The sequence below is a fragment of the Staphylococcus sp. HMSC071G07 genome (assembly GCF_001811435.1).
Lineage (GTDB): Bacteria > Bacillota > Bacilli > Staphylococcales > Staphylococcaceae > Staphylococcus > Staphylococcus pettenkoferi.
In genome coordinates this window covers 103,794-125,196 of record NZ_KV804768.1, presented here as the reverse complement: position 1 = coordinate 125,196, position 21,403 = coordinate 103,794, and the positions used below count along the sequence as shown (strand labels likewise).

General features: G+C 38.8%; 21 protein-coding genes. 15 read left to right on the top strand and 6 right to left on the bottom strand.

Features of this window, described 5'->3' with window-relative positions; translation table 11 throughout:
- Positions 1-12 precede the first annotated feature (12 nt).
- The 9 genes from HMPREF2802_RS04920 to auxB all read left to right on the top strand — a co-directional run bounded on the left by HMPREF2802_RS04920 (position 13) and on the right by auxB (position 8,972).
- On the top strand, positions 13-1,326 hold the full coding sequence (locus HMPREF2802_RS04920) for a dihydrolipoamide acetyltransferase family protein (RefSeq protein ID WP_070502958.1): 1,314 nt from the start codon (positions 13-15) through the stop codon (positions 1,324-1,326).
- 3 nt (positions 1,327-1,329) lie between these two features.
- On the top strand, positions 1,330-2,736 hold the full coding sequence (lpdA, locus tag HMPREF2802_RS04915) for a dihydrolipoyl dehydrogenase (protein ID WP_049406893.1): 1,407 nt from the start codon (positions 1,330-1,332) through the stop codon (positions 2,734-2,736).
- Positions 2,737-2,923: 187 nt separating this feature from the next.
- On the top strand, positions 2,924-3,196 hold the full coding sequence (locus tag HMPREF2802_RS04910) for a UPF0223 family protein (protein ID WP_070502957.1): 273 nt from the start codon (positions 2,924-2,926) through the stop codon (positions 3,194-3,196).
- Positions 3,197-3,311: 115 nt separating this feature from the next.
- Complete coding sequence (locus HMPREF2802_RS04905; protein ID WP_070502956.1) at positions 3,312-3,848, top strand: helix-turn-helix domain-containing protein; 537 nt, start codon at positions 3,312-3,314, stop codon at positions 3,846-3,848.
- 10 nt (positions 3,849-3,858) lie between these two features.
- The gene (locus HMPREF2802_RS04900; protein ID WP_070502955.1) at positions 3,859-4,959 is read left to right on the top strand and encodes an ABC transporter ATP-binding protein; all 1,101 of its coding nucleotides are present in this window, start codon (positions 3,859-3,861) and stop codon (positions 4,957-4,959) included.
- On the top strand, positions 4,943-5,746 hold the full coding sequence (locus HMPREF2802_RS04895; RefSeq protein WP_070502954.1) for an ABC transporter permease: 804 nt from the start codon (positions 4,943-4,945) through the stop codon (positions 5,744-5,746). The genes HMPREF2802_RS04900 and HMPREF2802_RS04895 overlap by 17 nt, the downstream gene beginning before the upstream one ends.
- A 5-nt stretch (positions 5,747-5,751) precedes the next feature.
- Positions 5,752-6,558 carry an ABC transporter permease gene (locus HMPREF2802_RS04890; protein ID WP_070502953.1) on the top strand — a complete coding sequence of 269 codons (807 nt, stop codon included), beginning with the start codon at positions 5,752-5,754 and terminating at the stop codon, positions 6,556-6,558.
- Positions 6,555-7,625, top strand: a complete 1,071-nt coding sequence (locus HMPREF2802_RS04885; RefSeq protein WP_070502952.1) for an ABC transporter substrate-binding protein — start codon at positions 6,555-6,557, stop codon at positions 7,623-7,625. The genes HMPREF2802_RS04890 and HMPREF2802_RS04885 overlap by 4 nt, the downstream gene beginning before the upstream one ends.
- Positions 7,626-7,886: 261 nt before the next feature.
- Complete coding sequence (gene auxB / locus HMPREF2802_RS04880; protein ID WP_070502951.1) at positions 7,887-8,972, top strand: lipoteichoic acid stability factor AuxB; 1,086 nt, start codon at positions 7,887-7,889, stop codon at positions 8,970-8,972.
- A gap of 106 nt (positions 8,973-9,078) precedes the next feature.
- Here the strand turns inward: auxB and HMPREF2802_RS04875 are convergent, their stop codons facing one another.
- Positions 9,079-10,422, bottom strand: coding sequence for an Nramp family divalent metal transporter (locus HMPREF2802_RS04875; protein WP_371091351.1), 1,344 nt, complete (start codon positions 10,420-10,422; stop codon positions 9,079-9,081).
- Between the two features lie 246 nt (positions 10,423-10,668).
- Between HMPREF2802_RS04875 and HMPREF2802_RS04870 the strand changes: the two genes are divergently transcribed.
- Entirely contained in the window at positions 10,669-11,163 is a 495-nt protein-coding gene (locus tag HMPREF2802_RS04870) for a DUF4064 domain-containing protein (RefSeq protein ID WP_070502949.1), read from the top strand.
- A 101-nt stretch (positions 11,164-11,264) separates the two neighbouring features.
- Here HMPREF2802_RS04870 and HMPREF2802_RS04865 read toward each other — a convergent pair whose 3' ends face one another.
- Positions 11,265-11,876 carry a YktB family protein gene (locus HMPREF2802_RS04865; RefSeq protein ID WP_049406922.1) on the bottom strand — a complete coding sequence of 204 codons (612 nt, stop codon included), beginning with the start codon at positions 11,874-11,876 and terminating at the stop codon, positions 11,265-11,267.
- Between the two features lie 205 nt (positions 11,877-12,081).
- Between HMPREF2802_RS04865 and HMPREF2802_RS04860 the strand changes: the two genes are divergently transcribed.
- Positions 12,082-12,900 (top strand): inositol monophosphatase family protein, encoded by an 819-nt coding sequence (locus HMPREF2802_RS04860; protein WP_070502948.1) that lies wholly within the window; start codon positions 12,082-12,084, stop codon positions 12,898-12,900.
- A 150-nt stretch (positions 12,901-13,050) separates the two neighbouring features.
- Here HMPREF2802_RS04860 and HMPREF2802_RS04855 read toward each other — a convergent pair whose 3' ends face one another.
- The gene (locus tag HMPREF2802_RS04855; protein ID WP_002471888.1) at positions 13,051-13,251 is read right to left on the bottom strand and encodes a DUF5325 family protein; all 201 of its coding nucleotides are present in this window, start codon (positions 13,249-13,251) and stop codon (positions 13,051-13,053) included.
- Positions 13,252-13,349: 98 nt separating this feature from the next.
- Between HMPREF2802_RS04855 and typA the strand changes: the two genes are divergently transcribed.
- Together typA and HMPREF2802_RS04845 are read left to right on the top strand one after the other, a co-directional pair.
- Positions 13,350-15,197 carry a translational GTPase TypA gene (gene typA / locus HMPREF2802_RS04850; protein ID WP_070502947.1) on the top strand — a complete coding sequence of 616 codons (1,848 nt, stop codon included), beginning with the start codon at positions 13,350-13,352 and terminating at the stop codon, positions 15,195-15,197.
- A 246-nt stretch (positions 15,198-15,443) separates the two neighbouring features.
- Positions 15,444-16,613 carry an MFS transporter gene (locus tag HMPREF2802_RS04845; protein WP_176744773.1) on the top strand — a complete coding sequence of 390 codons (1,170 nt, stop codon included), beginning with the start codon at positions 15,444-15,446 and terminating at the stop codon, positions 16,611-16,613.
- A 130-nt stretch (positions 16,614-16,743) separates the two neighbouring features.
- Here the strand turns inward: HMPREF2802_RS04845 and HMPREF2802_RS11825 are convergent, their stop codons facing one another.
- Together HMPREF2802_RS11825 and HMPREF2802_RS04840 are read right to left on the bottom strand one after the other, a co-directional pair.
- Positions 16,744-16,917: a DUF2197 domain-containing protein gene (locus HMPREF2802_RS11825; protein WP_002472895.1), complete on the bottom strand. Its 174-nt coding sequence runs from the start codon at positions 16,915-16,917 to the stop codon at positions 16,744-16,746.
- A 4-nt stretch (positions 16,918-16,921) separates the two neighbouring features.
- Positions 16,922-17,404 carry a hypothetical protein gene (locus HMPREF2802_RS04840; protein WP_070502945.1) on the bottom strand — a complete coding sequence of 161 codons (483 nt, stop codon included), beginning with the start codon at positions 17,402-17,404 and terminating at the stop codon, positions 16,922-16,924.
- A gap of 351 nt (positions 17,405-17,755) precedes the next feature.
- On the opposite strand from HMPREF2802_RS04840, the gene HMPREF2802_RS04835 reads away from it, so the two are divergent.
- Together HMPREF2802_RS04835 and ftsW are read left to right on the top strand one after the other, a co-directional pair.
- Positions 17,756-18,031 carry an Fpa/YlaN family protein gene (locus HMPREF2802_RS04835; RefSeq protein WP_002472897.1) on the top strand — a complete coding sequence of 92 codons (276 nt, stop codon included), beginning with the start codon at positions 17,756-17,758 and terminating at the stop codon, positions 18,029-18,031.
- Positions 18,032-18,949: 918 nt separating this feature from the next.
- Positions 18,950-20,185, top strand: a complete 1,236-nt coding sequence (ftsW, locus tag HMPREF2802_RS04830; protein ID WP_049410779.1) for a cell division peptidoglycan polymerase FtsW — start codon at positions 18,950-18,952, stop codon at positions 20,183-20,185.
- 97 nt (positions 20,186-20,282) lie between these two features.
- On the opposite strand, the gene HMPREF2802_RS04825 is transcribed toward ftsW, so the two are convergent.
- The gene (locus HMPREF2802_RS04825; RefSeq protein WP_070502944.1) at positions 20,283-21,191 is read right to left on the bottom strand and encodes a COX15/CtaA family protein; all 909 of its coding nucleotides are present in this window, start codon (positions 21,189-21,191) and stop codon (positions 20,283-20,285) included.
- Positions 21,192-21,403: the final 212 nt, after the last annotated feature.

Sequence of the window (21,403 nt, the reverse complement as noted above, 5' to 3'; positions counted from 1 at the left end):
GAGGACAAGAACGTGGCATTTGAATTTAAACTACCTGACATTGGTGAAGGTATCCATGAAGGTGAAATTGTAAAATGGTTCGTTAAAGCTGGAGACACTATCGAAGAAGATGACGTTCTAGCTGAAGTACAAAATGATAAATCCGTTGTTGAAATTCCATCTCCTGTCGCTGGTACGATTGAAGAAGTATTAGTTGACGAAGGTACAGTAGCAGTAGTAGGTGACACAATCGTTAAGATTGATGCGCCAGATGCTGAAGAGATGCAATTCAAAGGCGGAGACCACGACGATTCTGGCAAAGAAGAAGCTTCAGAAGAAGAAACTCAAAGCCAAGAAGAATCAACGTCTGAACAATCAGGCGCAACTCCGTCAACTTCATCTGAAGAAGTCGATGAGAACAAACGTGTTAAAGCGATGCCATCTGTACGTAAATACGCACGTGAAAATGGTGTCAATATCAAAGCAGTTAATGGTACAGGTAAACATGGACGTGTGCTTAAAGAAGACGTAGATGCATACCTTAACGGTGATGCTTCAGCAGCAACAGGTGAAGAAGTGGCTGCAACAGAAGCACCTGCAGCAAGTGCATCTGAACAATCAGCACCTGTATCAACTGAAGGTGACTTCCCAGAAACTACTGAGAATATTCCAGCTATGCGTAAAGCAATTGCGAAAGCGATGGTTAGCTCTAAACATACAGCACCACACGTAACATTGATGGACGAAATCGATGTACAACAATTATGGGATCACCGTAAGAAATTCAAAGAAATCGCTGCAGAACAAGGTACTAAATTAACATTCTTACCTTACGTTGTTAAAGCACTTGTTTCAGCATTGAAAAAATATCCAGCACTTAACACTTCATTCAACGAAGAAGAAGGTACGATCACTCACAAACACTACTGGAACATCGGTATTGCAGCAGATACTGAACGTGGATTACTCGTTCCAGTTGTGAAACATGCAGATCGTAAGTCTATCTTCGAAATCTCTGATGAAATCAATGAACTTGCAGTTAAAGCCAGAGATGGTAAACTAACATCAGAAGAAATGAAAGGTGCTACTTGCACAATCAGTAACATTGGTTCTGCAGGTGGACAATGGTTTACACCAGTAATCAACCATCCTGAGGTTGCGATCTTAGGTATCGGTCGTATTGCTCAAAAACCAATTGTGAAAGATGGAGAAATCATAGCTGCACCCGTTCTAGCATTATCATTAAGCTTTGACCACAGACAAATTGATGGTGCAACAGGTCAAAACGCTATGAATCACATCAAACGCTTATTAAATAATCCAGAATTATTATTAATGGAGGGGTAAAACATGGTAGTTGGAGATTTTCCAATTGAAACAGACACTATAGTTATCGGAGCAGGCCCAGGGGGTTACGTAGCTGCTATTCGCGCGGCTCAATTAGGCCAAAAGGTAACAATCGTTGAGAAAGGCAACTTAGGCGGTGTGTGCTTAAACGTGGGTTGTATTCCATCTAAAGCATTATTACACGTTTCTCACCGTTTTGAAGAAGCTCAAAGCTCTGAAAATCTTGGTGTAGTTGCTGAAAACGTTCAGCTTAAATTTGATCAAGTACAAGAGTTCAAAAACTCTGTAGTAAATAAATTAACAGGCGGCGTTGAAGGCTTACTTAAAGGTAACAAAGTTGAAATCGTTAAAGGTGAAGCTTACTTCGTAGATAACAATAGCTTACGTGTTATGGACGAAAAATCAGCTCAAACTTACAACTTCAAAAATGCGATCATCGCAACTGGTTCTAGACCAATTGAAATTCCTAACTTCGAATTCGGTGAACGTATCATCGACTCAACTGGTGCGTTAAACCTTAAAGAAGCACCTAAGAAATTAGTTGTTGTAGGTGGCGGTTACATCGGTTCAGAATTAAGTACTGCATATGCAAACTTCGGTACTGAAGTAACTATCCTTGAAGGTGCGAAAGACATCTTAGGCGGCTTCGAGAAACAAATGACTCAACCTGTTAAAAAAGGTATGAAAGAAAAAGGAATCGAAATCATCACTGAAGCAATGGCGAAATCAGCTGAAGAAACTGAAGACGGCGTGAAAGTAACTTACGAAGCTAAAGGTGAAGAACAAACAATCGAAGCAGACTACGTATTAGTTACTGTAGGTCGTCGTCCAAACACTGACGAATTAGGTCTTGAAGAATTAGGACTTAAATTCGGCGAACGCGGCTTATTAGAAGTTGACAAACAAAGCCGTACTTCTATCGACAACATCTACGCTATCGGTGACATCGTACCTGGTCTTGCACTTGCACACAAAGCAAGCTACGAAGGTAAAGTAGCAGCTGAAGCTATCGATGGACAAGCTGCAGAAGTAGACTACATCGGTATGCCAGCTGTTGCCTTCACTGAACCTGAATTAGCTCAAGTAGGTTACACTGAAGCACAAGCTAAAGAAGAAGGTTTAGATTACAAAGCATCTAAATTCCCTTACGCTGCTAACGGCCGTGCATTATCATTAGACGATACTACTGGTTTCGTTAAGTTAATCACACTTAAAGAAGACAACACAGTCATCGGTGCTCAAGTAGCAGGTACAGGTGCTTCAGATGTTATCTCTGAACTTGGCTTAGCTATCGAAGCAGGTATGAATGCTGAAGACTTAGCATTAACTGTACATGCTCACCCAACTTTAGGTGAAATGTCTATGGAAGCTGCTGAGAAAGCATTAGGTTTACCAATCCACACTATGTAATTGATTAGATAGTTGATTTAACTTCATTGGGAGTTAAACGATATCTCTGATAGTTATAAAATAGCTGTTCAAAGCGCTTAGTGTACAATTCACTTTAAAGCGTTTTGAACGAACTGGTAGGGCAGGACAATGAAATCATGTCGATTTCTGTCCTGCTCTTTTCGTGTAGAAAGGAGAATGAACGACGATGGAATATCATTATCCCATTGATTTAGATTGGTCGAATGAAGAAATGATGGATGTAATCGCATTCTTTAACCAAATTGAAGCGTATTATGAATCTCAAGTTAAAAGCGATCACGTCATTGACCACTACAAACGTTTTAAAAATGTGGTGCCAAGTAAAGCAGAAGAGAAACAAATCTTTAAAACCTTTGAAAAGGCAAGCGGTTATAACAGTTATAAAGTTGTACAATTAGCTAAGCGTGAGCCGGATACAACAATTTCTCACTCACAATAAAATAGTTCTTGCTATTGAAGCTATATTTTGGTACTTTTATTAAGCAATAAACAAAAAGTTTAGTAAAAGTAAACAAAGTATAGCTTTTTAATATATGGTACGAAAAGGTGACGGTATGGATATCGGTCAACGTTTGAAAACTTTAAGACAAATCAAAGGTCTGACACAAGAAGAATTAGCTGAACGTACAGACTTATCAAAGGGTTACATTAGCCAAATTGAGAGTGGATATGCTTCTCCAAGTATGGATACCTTTCTATCAATACTTGAAGTGATGAATACGACTCCGAGTACATTTTTCAAAAAACAAAGCGAAACACGCGTACTCTATAAGTCTGACCAACAGCACCGCTATGACGAATACGATGAAGGGTACGTCTTGAATTGGCTCGTCAATCAATCCCATGATTTTGAGATGGATCCACTTAAGATTACACTTCGTCCACACGCGTCATACAAAGCGTTTGCACCCTCGAATTCTGAAACATTCGTTTATTGCTTGAAAGGTCAAATACAACTTCAATTAGGAGCATCCGAATATATAGCAGAATCAGGAGATGCGCTATACTTCAAAGCGAATCAATCCCATTGCTTATCGAATCCGAGTGAAGTAGAAACTGAAGTGATGGTCGTAACGACATCGACGAGTTAGGAGGAAAGTGATGGCACTCTTGTCTTTTCATAATGTAAGTAAACAATATCAAGATACGACTGTACTTGATCAGATAAATTTAGAAATTGAAGCAGGTCATTTCTATACTTTGCTCGGTCCCTCGGGCTGTGGTAAGACGACGATATTAAAGCTGATTGCCGGGTTTGAGTATGCCGATAACGGCCAGATTAAGTATCAAGGTAAAGATCTACAAGCGATACCTGCCAATGAACGTCAAGTCAATACCGTCTTTCAAGACTACGCACTCTTTCCGCACTTGAACGTGTTTGACAATATTGCCTTTGGTCTGAAGTTAAAAAAGTTGAGCCGTTCTCAAATTAAAGACAAGGTCACAGAAGCACTTCAACTCGTGAAATTAAGCGGCTATGAGACACGTCGAATTGAAGAAATGAGTGGAGGTCAACGACAACGTGTGGCGATTGCTAGAGCTATTGTCAATGAGCCGGAAATCTTGTTACTGGATGAATCGTTATCAGCGCTCGATTTGAAATTGCGTACAGAAATGCAGTATGAATTACGTGAACTTCAATCACGATTAGGCATTACGTTTATCTTCGTCACACACGATCAAGAGGAAGCGTTGGCTTTGAGTGATTATATCTTTGTGTTGAAAGAGGGTAAGATTCAGCAATTTGGTACACCAAATGATATTTATGATGAACCAGTTAATCGCTTCGTCGCCGATTTCATTGGGGAATCCAATATTATTGAAGGTACAATGGTCGAAGATTTCAAGGTGAATATTTATGGTCAAGATTTCGAGTGTGTCGACCAAGGTATTCCATCAAGACAAGCAGTTGAAGTCGTTATTCGACCTGAGGATATTACACTCGTTGATCGTGAGCATGGATTATTTGAAGTGACAGTAGATTCTAAGTTGTTTAGAGGCGTTCACTATGAGCTGATATGTCGAGATCAGCGAGGCTACGAGTGGATTATTCACTCGACGCAAAGTACTGAAGTCGGCGAGGTCGTAGGATTGTACTTTGATCCTGAAGCCATTCATATCATGGTACCTGGCGAAACGGAAGCAGAGTTTGATCAACGTATTGAAAGTTATGAGGACACGGCAAATGACGAGACTGAATAAACTATTACTCGTTCCATATGTTTTATGGCTCGGTATTTTTATCATCATTCCGATACTTTTATTGATTTATTTTTCGCTCACAGATAGTGCGGGTCATTGGAGTTTGAGTAACTATCATCAAATCTTGAGTTGGCAGTATGTAAAGATGTTCAGCACGTCGATGATTTATGCTTTCATCATCACTTTCATTACGCTACTCGTGAGTTATCCGGCTGCCTACTATGTGGCACAATCTCGTCATCAACAAATGCTACTTCTCATCTTAATCGTACCGACGTGGATCAATTTACTTCTCAAGACCTATGCATTTATTGGGATCTTCAGTCATGATGGAATTATTAATCGCATATTACATGCTGTGCATCTTCCTGAGTTAAATATTCTGTTCACAGGGCCAGCCTTTGTAGTAGTTGCGGTTTACATCTACATCCCGTTTATGATCTTGCCTATCTTCAATTGCTTGCGCGACATTCCACATCAACTGATTCAGGCAGCCAGCGATTTAGGTGCGACACCTTGGACGACATTTCGTAAAGTAATCTTTCCTTTGAGTTTAAAAGGCGTGATGACAGGCGTTCAAGTAACCTTTATACCTGCTTTGTCTCTATTTATGATCACACGTCTCATTGCAGGAAATAAGGTCATCAATATAGGTACAGCGATTGAGGAACAATTTTTAGTCATACAGAACTATGGACTAGGATCCGCGATAGCGCTAGTGCTCGTCATCTTTATGGTGCTCGTGCTTATCGTAACCCAAGTGACGCAACGTGAAGGAAGAGGGTGAACAGGATGCGTTGGCAAGACAAAGTATATTTAACATGTCTCATTCTCTTTCTCTACTTTCCAATCTTCTTCTTGATGGTGTACTCATTTAATAGTGCGAACAACATGATTGAGTTTAAAGGCTTTACGCTTGAACATTATGCATCGTTGTTCTCAAATACTCGTCTGATGAGCGTGATTCTCAATACTGTTAGTGTTGCTTTACTCGCAGCAGCTATTGCGACGATTATTGGAACATTTGGAGCGATTGGTGTATATCATTTGAGGCAGCGGAAGATCAAGACGACAGTAACCGCTTTGAATAACGTATTGATGGTTTCATCAGATGTCGTTATCGGTGCATCATTTTTAATCATGTTTATCGCTATAGGTCAGATTACGGGCTTTGGACTTGGTTTTACTACAGTGCTCATTTCTCATATCGCTTTCTGTATTCCGATTGTCTTCATTCTCGTGTTGCCACAGCTTTACGACATGAATCACAATATCTTGAATGCAGCACGAGATCTTGGTGCCACTGAAGGACAAGTGTTGAGTAAAGTATTGTTGCCACAACTTACACCTGCAATTATCGGCGGTTTCTTTATGGCTTTGACATACTCACTCGATGATTTCACTGTGAGCTTCTTTGTCACTGGCAATGGTTTCAGTGTCCTTTCAGTTGAGGTCTATGCCATGGCACGTAAAGGTATAAGTATGGAGATTAATGCGATATCTACGTTGATCTTCCTCTTTATTATGCTTGGTGTAGCAGGCTATTATATTGTAAAAAGATTCTCTAACAAGTCGAGAAAGCGAGGGCTGCCATCATGATGAGATTAATACAATGGATGGGTGGAGCGATTATTATTGGTATACTTGCCCTCGTGCTTAGTCATCAATTGACGGCGCAGAAATCAAGACATCAAGAGAAAGTTTATATTTATAACTGGGGAGAATATATTGACCCAAGTTTAATCAAACAATTTGAGAAACAGACGGGTATCAAAGTAATTTATGAAACTTTCGATTCCAATGAAGCGATGGAAGCAAAGATACGTAATGGGGGTACGCATTATGATGTAGCATTTCCGAGTGAGTATACGGTGGAAAAGCTAAAGAAAGAGCATATGCTGTTACCGCTTGACCATCAGAAGTTACCACATTATAAAAATCTAGATGCGGCTTATTTAAATCAAGACTTTGACCCTCATAATCGTTATTCTATCCCTTATTTCTTTGGTACAGTCGGTATATTGTATAATAAAGATCGCTATCCTAATATCAAGTTTGATTCTTGGAAAGACTTAACGCCATCCGAGCTAAAGAACGACGTGTTACTGGTAGATGGCGCACGTGAAGTCATAGGTTTGTCATTGAATCGATATGGTTATAGTTTAAATGATACGTCTGAAACTCATCTCCATCGTGCGCAGACCTTTCTTAATGAGTTGAAACCTCAAGTCAAAGGTGTCGTAGGTGATGAGGTGACAATGATGATGACACAACACGAAGCAAATGCAGCAGTCGTTTGGAGTGGCGTGGCAACACCTATTGTTCAAGAACACCCTGAATTTGAGTATGTAATTCCGAAAGAGGGTTCGAATGTTTGGATTGACAACATGGTCATACCTAAGACGGCGCAGAATAAAGAAGCGGCGTATCGCTTTATAGACTTTTTACTTGAAGCACGTAACAGTAAACAGAACACGGAATGGGTAGGGTACGCAACGCCGAATAAAGCAGCACGTGCTCAGTTACCTGCTGAAATCAAGAATGACACACGCTTTTATCCTACTCAGAAGCAACAACGTCAGTTAGAAGTTTATCGTGATTTAGGTTCGCAGCATTTGAGTGAGTATAATGAACGATTCTTAAACTTTAAGATGGGTTTGCAGTAAAGTATAATAAGAATGATTAAATATGTGTGAGTAGTTATTTAAACGTGAATTAGATATAATGAGACGACAGGAAATGATTACACAAAAATTATAGTACATGATTACATATAGATGGCACCGACGCTGGCGAGTTGATAAGCAGTTAAGTGCTTGAAGATAGCGTGCACTTACAGAGAGCGTCGATGATGATTTGAGATGAACGCTCGATGATGACGATGTCCATCCTGTGTAATTCAACAAGACATATAAGGAGCTGTTAGTATGTCAGATGAGCAATTTACTCAAATAAGAAAGCCAGTCAATCGTATGGCTGAAAAGGTCTTAGGCTGGTTGAACTGGATATTCCTCTTATTGCTAACTGTTGTGATGATGTTTATCGCGCTCGTGTCGTTTAGTAGCGATACATCGATTCAGAAGTTAGAGGGTTCGTTAAATAATAATGATTTAGCCCAACAAATCTTTTCCAATTTGGATTGGAATACGACGCAGTTTGTCATCTGGCTTCAGAATGGGATTTGGGCAATCATCGTTTACTTTATCGTATGTTTGCTTATTTCATTCTTAGCATTGATTTCGATGAATATTCGCATATTATCAGGTATCTTATTCTTTATCGCATCCATTATAACTTTACCGCTCGTATTGTTGATGGTGACGTTAATTATTCCGATTCTATTCTTCATCGTTTCTATTATGATGTTTGCGCGTAAAGATAAGTTTGAGTATGCAACGTCTTATCGACCTGAATACGCTCAGCCATTTTACGATGAGGAGCCAAGACCGAGACCTCAAAGTCATGAACCGGCTCAACCGCAATATGCACAACCTGAAGCGGAAACGCAACCGCGTCAAGATGAATTGCTCAGACGTGGCGGATATATCCCGAGTGACTATGAGACACCTGCTACGGAAGAGGAACCAGAAGTGTTGTCTCGTCAAGATAAGTACAACTATAAGAAAAAGTACAAAGCGGATGACTTTGAACAGCCGAAGAGTGACGAATCTGCGACGGATTACTGGGTAGATGACGGTCAACGATTGTCACGTGAGGAAGCGTTTAGACAACAAGAGGAAGAGCGTCAACGTGAGCGTGAAGAGGCACAAGCGCGTAAACAAGAACAAGCAGAAGAGGCTGCGCGTTTGAAACAACAGAAGAAAGAAGAGAAAGCGCAAGCACGTCAAGAGAAGAAAGAACGTAAGAAACGTTTGAAAGAGAAGCGTAAAGAGCAACCGAGTGCGGTTAATCAACGTCGTATGAATTATGAAGAACGACGCAAAGTGATTGAACAACAGCATGAAGGTGATGCTCAAGCTTCTGAGAACGATTCAACAAATCAGCAGAAATAAGTATGTGAAAAGTGGAAGAGCAGTTGTTCTTCCACTTTTATGTATAGAAGAAGCGCGTTGAAAGCATACCGTTATGTATATGCTCTCAGCGCGCTTTAAATTTCGCTTATAACTCTTGGAATGTTTCGATGATGAGATAAATATTTAAGATACTCAAGATAATAATCAATGCCCAGGATATAACGTTAACCCACATTTTATTCTTGAAACGCCCCATCATTTTACTATTATTGGTAGCAAGTTGAAGTGGAATTAACGAGAATGGCAAGGCGATACTCAGAAAGACTTGCGAGAACACGAGTAGCTCCTCCATCTTAGATTCGCTGCCTTTGTAAATGATGAGACAGAGGATGATAGGAAGGATCGCTAAACCGCGTGTAATCAAACGTCGTGCCCAGTTAGGTAAACGTAAATGAATAAAGCCTTCCATCACAATTTGTCCGGCAATCGTACCTGTGATCGTTGAGTTCTGTCCAGATGCAAGCAATGCCACAGCGAAAAGTGTACTCATGATGCTGCCTAAAGTTGCGCCGAGTAGTGGTTGGTTCTGCAACGCATGATATAGGTCGTAGAAACCACCGAGTTTGTCACTGTCGACGCCGTAGAATAATGCAGCACCCAAGACGAGCAACAAGCAGTTGATGACGAAAGCGATGATGAGTTGAATATTAGAATCCATCGTCGCATATTTAATCGCTTGAGCTTTACTTTCTGTACTATTGCGATCATACATTCTTGATTGAACGATAGATGAATGTAGATATAAGTTATGTGGCATAATCGTCGCACCTACGATACCTAATGCGATAAAGAGTATGCTGTGATTTGTGATAATTGATTGACTCGGTAAGAAGCCTTCTAACATCTCATTCACATGGGGTGATGCGACAAACACTTCAAAGACAAAGATAGCGAGCACCGTAAAGATTAATACGCCCACAATCGCTTCAATCTTGCGGAAACCAAAGCGCATAATAAAGAGAAGTAAGAATACATCTAACACGGTAATGATTGCCCCCACAATTAATGGAATGTGGAAGAGCAAGTCTAAAGCTATGGCACTTCCAATGACCTCTGCAATATCCGTCGCAATAATAGCAAGTTCTGCAATAATCCAGAAGACAAATGCCATCGGTTTATTGAGATAGCGACGTGTTGCTTGAGCTAGGTCATCACCCGTTGCTATGCCTAATCTCACAGTCATACTTTGTAATAACATGGCTGCGACACTAGAGAGTAAGATTACGAATAGCAATGTATAACCAAATTGCGCGCCACCTTGCATTGAAGTTATCCAGTTACCAGGGTCCATGTATCCGACTGCCACTAGTAATCCTGGACCTAGATAAGATAATAATTTTTGACTAAACTTTCCATCATGATTTACAGAAACTGTATTGTTTATTTCCTCAAGACTTTTACGAGAGGATTCGGGTTCAGACTTCAATATAACACCTTCAATCTATTGATTTTTACATCTATTACCTTAATCGAAATCTAAAGTTAGGTCAACCTAAATTTATGCGCAAATTTATTTAAGGCGGTTTCACTCGAATTTCCGTACAATACGGAGAACGACAGGTTTGAGTAAAATGCAATCATTGTACAATCAAGTACCTTACGAAAATCTATTCCCGAAATTGTCGAAGTTAAAATATTTTTGATACTATAGAAATAAGTGTAGAGGAGGAAGAATATGAGTAGAAAAACAGAGAAGATTCTAGCATGGATCGCTAACGGTTTAAGTGCATTGTTTCTCATTATAATGGCTTTATCTTTAGTTTTATTTAGTATTCCTGAAACGAGAGCACAAATAAGTGATGTCATGAAACAACAAGGTCAACAACTTTCAATGGACCAAATCACATTTCAACTTGGTGCGTTTGTCGTAGGTGTATTATTCAGTACCGTATTTGGAATCATTGCGACGCTATTACTTAAGAAGAAACGCGTGTTAAGTGGCATACTCATGATTGCCGTAGCTGTAGTTGGGTTCGTTACGAGCAACTACATCGCTGCAATACTTTGGTTAATCGCAGGTATTATGTTGCTATCTAAGAAAGATCCGAAACGTCCACAATATAGTGGGGAAGACGATTCTTTATCTCAAGAGACACGCAACACAGAACAAAGCTTTGATCCAGAACGCGAAATGCAACAAAGAAAAGAGAAAGATTCTTACATTTATTAAAAAAGAGACCTCCTTATGAGAGAACAAACGCGATAAGCCGTGCGTAACGTTCTCGCTCATAAGGAGGTTTACTCGTAGTAATATTGAGTTATGTGCTGCACTTATTGATAGAATTTCAATAAATGTTTAAACGTATCTTCTAAGAAGTAAAGGAACGCTTGATCTTTCTTCAAGCGATAATCAGATGGATCGAGTGTTCTGGCTACGAACAACTCACCTTTTTTAACATTTTTAACACGATCGATAGCAGCTTGAATTTCCTCATCCGTTAAATCTTTAATGTATTTCTTCTCGGGTTTCATGTGATCCAAACTCAAACTATAGTCGTCTGGTAGTTGTTTCAAGTAGTCAAAGTGTTCTTCGAAAGTCTTAACTTTCTCTTCTTTATCTTTGCCTTCGTGCATGATACCGTACATGACAAAGAGTTGATCGCGGAACAAGCCAATTTGGAAGTGAGGTTCCATCTTATAGCCACGCTTATTTGTCGCAAAGGCTACCCACGTATCGCTAGGTGGGTTGACACTTCGACGTGCGTGTTTCGCTACGTGAGCATAGAATGTTTCACCTGTTTCCGTCTCAAGGAATTGTGTGAAGTATTCGCCAAGTTCGCGTAATTGAGGGCGTATATATTTGTCTAACGCTTCCATACGAGCGTCGAGTCCATCAACGTCAAAGACTTTGAAATCGTTAGGTTTAAATGTGTATTGAGTCATCGAATCCTCCTCGTCAACGAGTCTATTTGTAGTTATTGTAGCACAATTCACAGTTTTACTCATGTAAGTGATTTTAACTATAGGTAAAAGGGAAATGGACAACTGATATGTGATATTAACGAAATTTTAGTTCTCATTTTACAAGTGAGAAATGCGAAAAGATGACACATAAGTGTAGTATAATGGAGATATGGGAGATGAAACTATGACAGTGTACGAATTTGCTAAGGGATTAATACTTGAAGCGGGGCAACAAATCCGTGAGAAGATGCACGCTTCAATTCAAGTTGAAACGAAATCGAATCCTAATGATTTGGTAACGAATGTAGATAAAGAGACGGAAACGTTTATCTATAATAATATACAAGAGACGTATCCAGAGCATCATGTCATTGGTGAAGAAGGTCATGGACATGATTTAGGTTCAATTAAAGGTGTGACGTGGGTGGTTGACCCGATTGATGGAACGTTGAACTTTGTACATCAAGGTGATTACTTTGCGATTTCTATAGGTATTTATGATGACGGAGAACCCTATGCTGGCTTTGTTTACGATGTGATGGGGGATACGCTCTATCATGCGAAAGCTGGTGAAGGTGCCTTTGTTGATGATAAAGCATTAAGTCAAATCAATCATACAACCTTAAAAACAAGTATCATTGGTATCAATCCGAATTGGTTAGCGAAACCGAAATCCGAAGCGATATTTAAACAAGTGGTGGCCGATGCGAGAAGTGCGCGTGCTTATGGTTCTGCGGCGTTGGAAATCGTCAACGTGGCATTAGGTAAGCTTGCAGGATATATGACACCGCGACTCAGTCCATGGGATTATGCAGGTGCAGCGATTATCCTTGCAGAAACAGGAGGTACAGCGACAGATTTACTTGGACAACCCTTATCGATTCAACAACCAAGCTCAGTTGTCGTAGCTAACCCTCAATTACATGAAGAACTTATTACACATTATTTCTCACATCATCAAGAGGTAATTCAAGCTTTCCATCAAAGAATACAGCAATCATAAACAGAAAGCCGGTCTAGCGTAGTGCTTCACGCTAAACCGGCTTTTTTACCTCGTCATATGACATGCTTTGGATTGACGTATCTCATCGCATTTTTCAATAGGATGCGCGTTTCGAGATGTACGTATCTAAATTTATACGAGCTGAGTTCCTTAGAACCAGTCATTCTCTCTATATTTCTTCTTGAGTGAGAAACCTACGCCAAATGTTGCAATGAATAGTATAAGTGTTAAAATCATGTATGGAATATTTCCAGCACCTATACTGAAGCTAAAGAGGGTAAGAAAGACAATCGCTAGGACAGCGAGTACCCAGAAAATCGCTTTCGATTTTTTCTGTGACTTTTGTTGCATCTGAATCACACCTTTTTGTATTCTTTCATCTATTATATGATATAATAAAAAAGTTACAATTAAAAGTGGGAATCTACAATAAGAAAGGAAAATATAAAATGACTAATTTAAGAGAAGATGTTCGTAATATTGCTATCATCGCGCACGTCGACCATGGTAAGACTACGATTGTGGATGAATTACTTAAACAATCTGGTATTTTCCGTGAAAATGAACATGTTGATGAACGTGCAATGGACTCCAATGACTTAGAAAGAGAACGCGGTATTACAATCCTTTCTAAGAACACAGCAGTAGATTATAACGGTAATCGTATTAATATATTAGATACACCAGGTCACGCTGACTTTGGTGGCGAAGTAGAACGTATTATGAAAATGGTAGACGGTGTTTTACTTGTTGTCGATGCGTACGAAGGTACAATGCCTCAAACACGTTTTGTGTTGAAAAAAGCGTTAGAACAAAACCTTAAACCTGTTGTCGTAATCAACAAAATCGACAAACCGACAGCACGTCCTGAAGCAGTCGTTGATGAAGTATTGGATCTCTTTATCGAACTCGATGCTTCTGAAGAACAATGTGATTTCCCTGTTGTTTACAGTTCAGCAGTCAACGGTACAGCAAGTCTTGACCCAGAACAACAAGATGACAACATGAAAGCATTATATGAAACAATTATCGACTACGTTCCAGCACCGGTTGATAATAGCGACGAACCACTTCAATTCCAAGTCGCACTCCTCGATTACAATGATTATGTAGGCCGTATCGGTGTCGGTCGTGTGTTCAGAGGAACAATCAAAGTTGGCGACAGCGTATCACTTTTAAAACTTGATGGATCCGTGAAGAACTTCCGTGTAACGAAACTCTTCGGTTACTTCGGCTTAAATCGTGAAGAAATCGAAGAAGCGAAAGCCGGCGACCTCATCGCTGTATCTGGTATGGAAGACATTAACGTAGGTGAAACGGTAACACCTCAAGACCATCAAGAAGCATTACCTGTGCTCAGAATTGACGAACCTACATTGGAAATGACGTTTAAAGTTAACAATTCACCATTCGCAGGTCGTGAAGGTGATTATGTAACTGCACGTCAAATTCAAGAACGTTTAGACGAACAACTCGAGACAGACGTATCTCTCAAAGTTACTGAAACAGATTCACCAGATACTTGGATTGTTGCAGGTCGTGGTGAGCTCCATTTATCTATTCTAATCGAAAATATGAGACGTGAAGGTTACGAATTACAAGTGTCTAAACCACAAGTTATCTTACGCGATATTGATGGCGTGACTTGCGAACCGTTTGAACGCGTTCAATGTGAGGTGCCATCTGACTACACAGGTGCAGTAATTGAATCTCTAGGTGCACGAAAAGGCGAAATGGAAGACATGATTACTACAGATAATGGTCTTACTCGCTTAATCTTTATGGTGCCAGCGCGTGGTATGATTGGTTACACAACTGAATTTATGTCTCAAACACGCGGTTATGGTATCATTAACCATACCTTTGAAGAATTCAGACCACGTATTAAGAGCCGTTTAGGTGGTCGTCGTAATGGTGCACTCGTATCAATGGATAAAGGTCAAGCAAGTTCTTATGCGATTATTAACTTAGAAGACCGTGGTACGAACTTCATGGAACCTGGTACAGATGTGTATGAAGGTATGATTGTTGGTGAACATAATCGTGAAAATGACTTAACTGTAAATATCACGAAGACGAAACATCAAACTAACGTACGTTCAGCTACGAAAGACCAAACAGAAACTATGAAACGTCCTCGTATCTTAACACTTGAAGAAGCGCTTCAATTTATCAACGATGATGAATTAGTTGAAGTGACACCTGAATCCATCCGTATTAGAAAGAAAATACTAGAAAAAGGTGCACGTGAAAAAGAAGCAAAACGTGTTAAACAAATGATGCAAGACGAAGAATAATAATTAGTTGCAGGAATAGAGCACGCATCCCAACAGGGGGTGGGTGCTTTTTTCGATTTTATTTAGGTAAGTTAGGGTGTAGAGTTTGGAGGAAGAGACAATTTACTGTATAAGGATAAGTTAATTTGAAGCAGCAGATTTTGTTCATAATAAAAGCAGCAGGATAAAATTGACAAAATTCTGACATTTAAGCACTATAAATAATAAAATAACAGCAAGTAGGTGACTTACATGAACCAATCGACGATGAAACTCGCGTCATTTGAAATTATCTCTTCACTTGGATCAAAGGTTTTTAGCTTTGCGTGTGCGTTTTACCTTTTACAAATGTCACATACTTCTATGATTTATTCTATTTATTTAGCTTTAATTGTTAGTTCAACTATATTGAGCGAACCCATATTAGGCGTATTTGCTGATAAGCTTAACAACAAGAAACTGATCTTCTTTGCACAAGTTATCAATGTGATGTTACTAATATTATTTGCAGCCTTCAATTTACATACAGTTTATTTCATTGTGGCGTTAGGTGTGTTCCTAAATTTAACGGATGGAGTAGTATCTATTGTTATTAACGCAAACTTGAAATATATATCAGGTGATTCTCTTGAGCGATTTATTCCTATAAGACAAATGTATAAAATTGGCATGAACTTTCTTGGTCCAATTCTTGGCGGTATGTTGATTGCGTTTTTCACTATTGAGAATTTAGCATTCTTTAATGCATTTACAGAGGCGCTGACTATTATTCTCTTATTCTATATCAGTTTAAAGAAAATGATTGAGTCGGAAGAAGAATCTCTTTACCATTCATTCAAAGAGGGATGGAGATATACACTTAGACAGTCTAATTTATTAAGATTTATGATGATCAGTTGTATATTAAACTTTCTGATGAATTCTGTAGTTGTAGGCGTTCCAGTTGCTGCAATTCACTATTTCAAATTATCTTCAAAGCAATTTGGATTGATCGAGGGTGCCTTTACACTCGGCATGTTTGTACTATCATTAGTGTTGTCTTTACTTCCTATTTCAAAGAATCTGAAGCGGTCATTTCAAATATCAATCTTAATGCAATTGGGTATACTCATTTCCTTAAGTTTAATGTTTATTGGAAATCTTCATGCTATATACTCACTAATATTGATGATTTGTATTTATTTCGTGATGGGGTTATCTGTGACACTTGCGAGTGTTCCTTATTCAATTTATTTACAAAATAGTGTAAAAGAGAGCTATAAAGGACGTGTGCTTTCATTAAATGAAATGTTAGTTCAATCGTTAATACCACTCTCATTTTTAATTTTTGGTTTTTTATTCCATTTTTCAATGGTCGGCATTTTCATTGGCGTCGCAACTTTGACGCTCCTCATATTTATATACTTTAGTCGTTGTGTACATTTAACTGTCGAATAAGCTATTCAACGAAGATAGATTGTCGTCACATAGATAAATATAACTCATAGGATAAAAATTCCTTATAGTCATACTCAAAAAAACAAACGCTCTCAAGACCATAGCACAGTCATGAGAGCGTAATTACATATTAGCGATGATTAAATGTTGTCTTTTGACGTCGTTGCTTAGGTGTATCGAGTCTACTTTTACACTCATCACACATAAAGGTATGAATCGGATCATTACGTAAACGCTTAGCTTCTAGCGTACGTTCGTCGATATAAACCTCTGTATCACAAATTATACATGTGACTTTCCTCATCGGCTTATCGCACCTCGATATGTGTGACGTGCTTGATTTGATAGTCGTAACCTTTATCTGGAATATAGACGAAACTATCTACCATGTTGTCATCGTAAAGACGTTTACCTTCCTTCGCAAATTGGAAGAAGAGGTAAGGCAAGAGTTCTAGCGGCACATCCACTGAGGTTTCTTCGTTAGATAAACGAATGATAGATGCATCTTTCGCTGGCTCTGCATTTTTGAAAAATGGTGTCATATTAATCACGAATGTACCTTCTAGGAAAGAACGACGTTTATATTTAATTTCAGAGTTTAATGTTGGAGGATTCGTTTGCCCCTCAAGAATGGCACGGTTCCATTCACGGTTGTCTTCAAATGCGATAGGTTTAGTTCCTTCGAAGACACCTTTCTCTAAATCTTCAATACGTACCTTGCGATCATCGAAGATCCAAGTTGTGCTATCTAAAGTGATTGGGAATTTAACAGCGCCCGTAATTTGTATCATAATTCCACTCCCTCGATTGATTATTAGTATCGTTATGTATGGTTGAGTTGATTTCGAATTTCTCAGAGTTATAAAATAGTTGCAATTCATCTTGAAAACGTTACCATACAAATACATCGACATTTACTATTTTGTAATGAGACTGAGATATTAAATGAGCATTGCTTATAGTGTCGATGAAATTAAAAATCGACCTCATTTGTAAATAGTTATTAAATTAGTCTCAGGCTCTTTCTTAATAATTTTATCACATCTCACAAGTGTAAGCATATTCTTGGAATTGGCTTGCTTTTTACGCAACAGTAAGATAGAATTTGATTTATAAGCTATAAATGATAGGGGGAGTATGTCATGGTAAAGAGCCAGAAGTTGAATAGTGCGGCATATGACCAGTTAAATAAAGATGCGGAAAGAATCTTCCAAATGATTAAAGTTCAAATGGATAATCTTACTTTACCGCAGTGCCCATTATACGAAGAAGTATTAGACACTCAAATGTATGGCTTACAGAAAGAAGTAGACTTTGCAGTTGAACTTGGTTTAGTCGACCGAGAAGAAGGCAAAGATTTAATGCTTCGTTTAGAAAAAGAACTTTCTAAATTACATGAAGCTTTCACAAATGTCTAATAGTTAGTTCGAGTTATCAAACTGCTACTGTGTGAAACTGAGTCAGGGGAATAGCTTGGTATGGCACGTCGCAGTTCGAATATAGATTGTTAGAGAGAAAGATGTCTTATTCTTCATGTGAAACAGAGTCGAGCTGGATTGCATGTTAATAGGACACCCGTATCTATGTCGTATAGCAGTTATACATGATACATAGATGAAAGGTTGCAGACTGAGTTATCACTAGTTGATTCGACTCAGTCTTTTTTCTTTTCTGCAGTAAAAGTCTTGAACAATCACATAGATTTATTCGAGTCTGACCATAAATCTTTGCTATAATATGTGAATAGATGAGTGATGTGATTGGATATACTAATTAAAAATAAACAATGAGCTAGAATTTGTAAGATACTACTTACTTTTATATGGCACTTAAAATGTAATAGTGTTTACTTTTGTTATTAGTTCTTTCTTATTGCTCATTTTTATTAATGAATGTTACATATGAATCTTTAAGTATATTTTAATGAAAACAAATCAAATATTTTTATATTGATAAATAAGTATGAGGCTGGGACACTAAAAGAAATTAACATCTTAGATAAGTTCACATCGCGCTTAAAGTGAATTTTTTTGAGCAAATTTTCAATGTGAACTCGAGACGCTTGATGGATTAAGACCACAACGAAAATCCATTCTTCGAGCTCTTTGAGCGAAAAGAATTAGTTGAGTGTGGTCCTACGTAGTAGCTGTCTGAATTCGAGATGGCTATCGCTTTCTCGAACTCTAGTCAGCTTCACGGGGGAAGTACTACGAAATCATAGATTTCTGTACTTCTCCCAAGCAAGCGAGAGTTGTAACATTGAAAATTAATAAGTTTTAATTTTGTCCCAAGCCGAATTACTGCACTTATTTTGGAGAATTGGATGAGTAAAGCAAATGAATAATTTTAAACAATTTCTACGATACATAGGTAAATATTCTAAATACATAGATTATCCTTTAGTCGTGACCTATGTCATCTTGTGCTTGATCAGCATCATCATGGTTTATAGTGCAAGCATGGTAGCTGCGACGAAAGGAACGTTGACCAATGGTACGCCTGTAAGTGGTACGTACTTCTATACACGACAATTGCTTTATGTCATTGTCAGTATGGGACTGGTATTCTTCATGGCCTTCTTTATGAACGTCAAGATCTTACAAACGCTCAAATTCCAGAAGATTATGATGCTAGTCATGGTAGGTTTACTAGTCGCTACATTATTGATTGGTAGTAATATCAATGGTTCTAAAAGTTGGATTCATTTAGGTTTTATGAACTTACAAGCTTCAGAATTCTTGAAGATCGCGTTAGTCCTTTATTTGTCGTTTATGATAGAGAAGAAGCGGCCACGAGTCTTCAGAGAACCTAAAGTACTGATGTCTCCACTTATTCTCACTGGTATTTGTGTGGCACTTGTACTTCTGCAACGCGACGTAGGTCAAACATTGCTTATACTTATGGTTGTCTTTGCGGTTATTCTCTACGCTGGGGTAGGGATTGAGAAGATATTGAAGTATGGGTTTATCATCCTCTTCGGTATCATATTAGTAGGTGGACTCTTCTTACTATTAGGGGCCTTTCCTGATTATTTAGCCGCACGTTTCAGTACTTTTACCAATCCGTTCAACAGCGAATCGGGTACAGGCTATCACGTCTCTAACTCGCTGCTCGCTATTGGTAATGGTGGACTGTTGGGACGTGGACTCGGTAACAGTGTGCTGAAGCTCGGTTATCTGCCAGAGCCACATACAGACTTTATCTTTGCGATTATCTGTGAAGAACTCGGTTTAATCGGCGGTTTATTCGTCATTTGCTTACTGTTCTTCATCGTATACAAAGCCTTTGTCTTAGCGAATAAGACGACATCTTATTTCTACAAACTCGTGTGTGTAGGTGTCGCAAGTTACATCGGTAGTCAAACGTTCGTTAACTTAGGTGGTATCTCAGGTACGATTCCATTGACGGGTGTGCCATTGCCGTTCATCAGTTTCGGTGGTTCATCTATGATCAGCTTGAGTATCGCAATGGGTCTATTACTTATCACAGCTAAACAGATTAAAATTGATGAAGCGCGCAAGAAACAAGCACAGAAACATCAACGTAACGTAGATATTCCGCGTCGCTATTAACAATTAAGCAAGAGCTCTATGCGGGCTCTTGCTTTTTTACGATATAGAAAAAAGACCTTGAGGTTACGTTCCTCAAGGTCTATATATCATTCAACAGCTAATGTCCACTTCGAATCGTTCTTATCATCAGAACCATGAAGTAGGCGATCAGACCGAAGAGTATTGTAATAATTAAAGCATGTAATAATGCGATAATCAAATTCACATGTGTAATCACAGATAAAGCACCTGTAATGACTTGTAGAATGATTAATATAAAGGCTGCAGTGTAGCCGTAACGAATCGTACGGTTCTCTGAATAAATTTTAATCGCATGGATAAATGAAATCAGTATCCAAGTGAACGCGATGAGTGCCATACAGCGGTGGGTGAAGTTGACCCAATCTACTACGCTATGTGGCAATGGATCGCTAAATGGAATTGGCCAGTCACCGTAAGCTAAACTTGCTTTCTTGTGACGAACTAATGCGCCTGTGTAAATCGTTAAGTAAACGATAGCGGCCATCAACCAAGTTAAGACACGTAGCGGTTTATGAATATAAAGTTCATCCGCGTCATACTTTCTATCTACTTCGAAAATAATCAATGTCAGAACAAACACAGATGAGAAGCTGACAAGTGAGATACCAAAGTGCAAGGCTAATACATAAGCGTTCTGTTGCCAAACGACTGCGGCAGCTCCGATAAGGGCTTGAATCAGCAAGAAACCGACACTGATAATACATAACGGCTTAACTTCTTTGATGTAACCAATATGGCGCCAAGCAACGATGACTAACCATAATACAAAGATTAAAGACAAGGCACTCACAGCACGATGGTTTAATTCAATGACCGTTTGAATTGGCATGCTATCAGGGATTAACGCGCCGTGACATAAAGGCCAGTCTGTCCCGCAACCATCTTCAGATCCTGTCTTCGTGACTAAAGCACCACCAAGTTGGACCCAAGCCATAATGAGTGTCGCTATAATAGATAACCACTTAAGGTTACGCTTTCTAAACAATGTTAAACACCCCATCAAAGAAACTAAGGAATATTCTGTTCCTCAGTTTCACCATATTTCTCTTTTATATACCGTTTCTATGTTCTCACTGAACATAATAAAATCTTAGTATTATTATAACAAGGATATGCCTTTAATTTGTGTCTTTATAATGACAAGTTAAACTAAATACCTCAATCCTGCGTCAATGAAAATGGTTCATTAGTCATTTA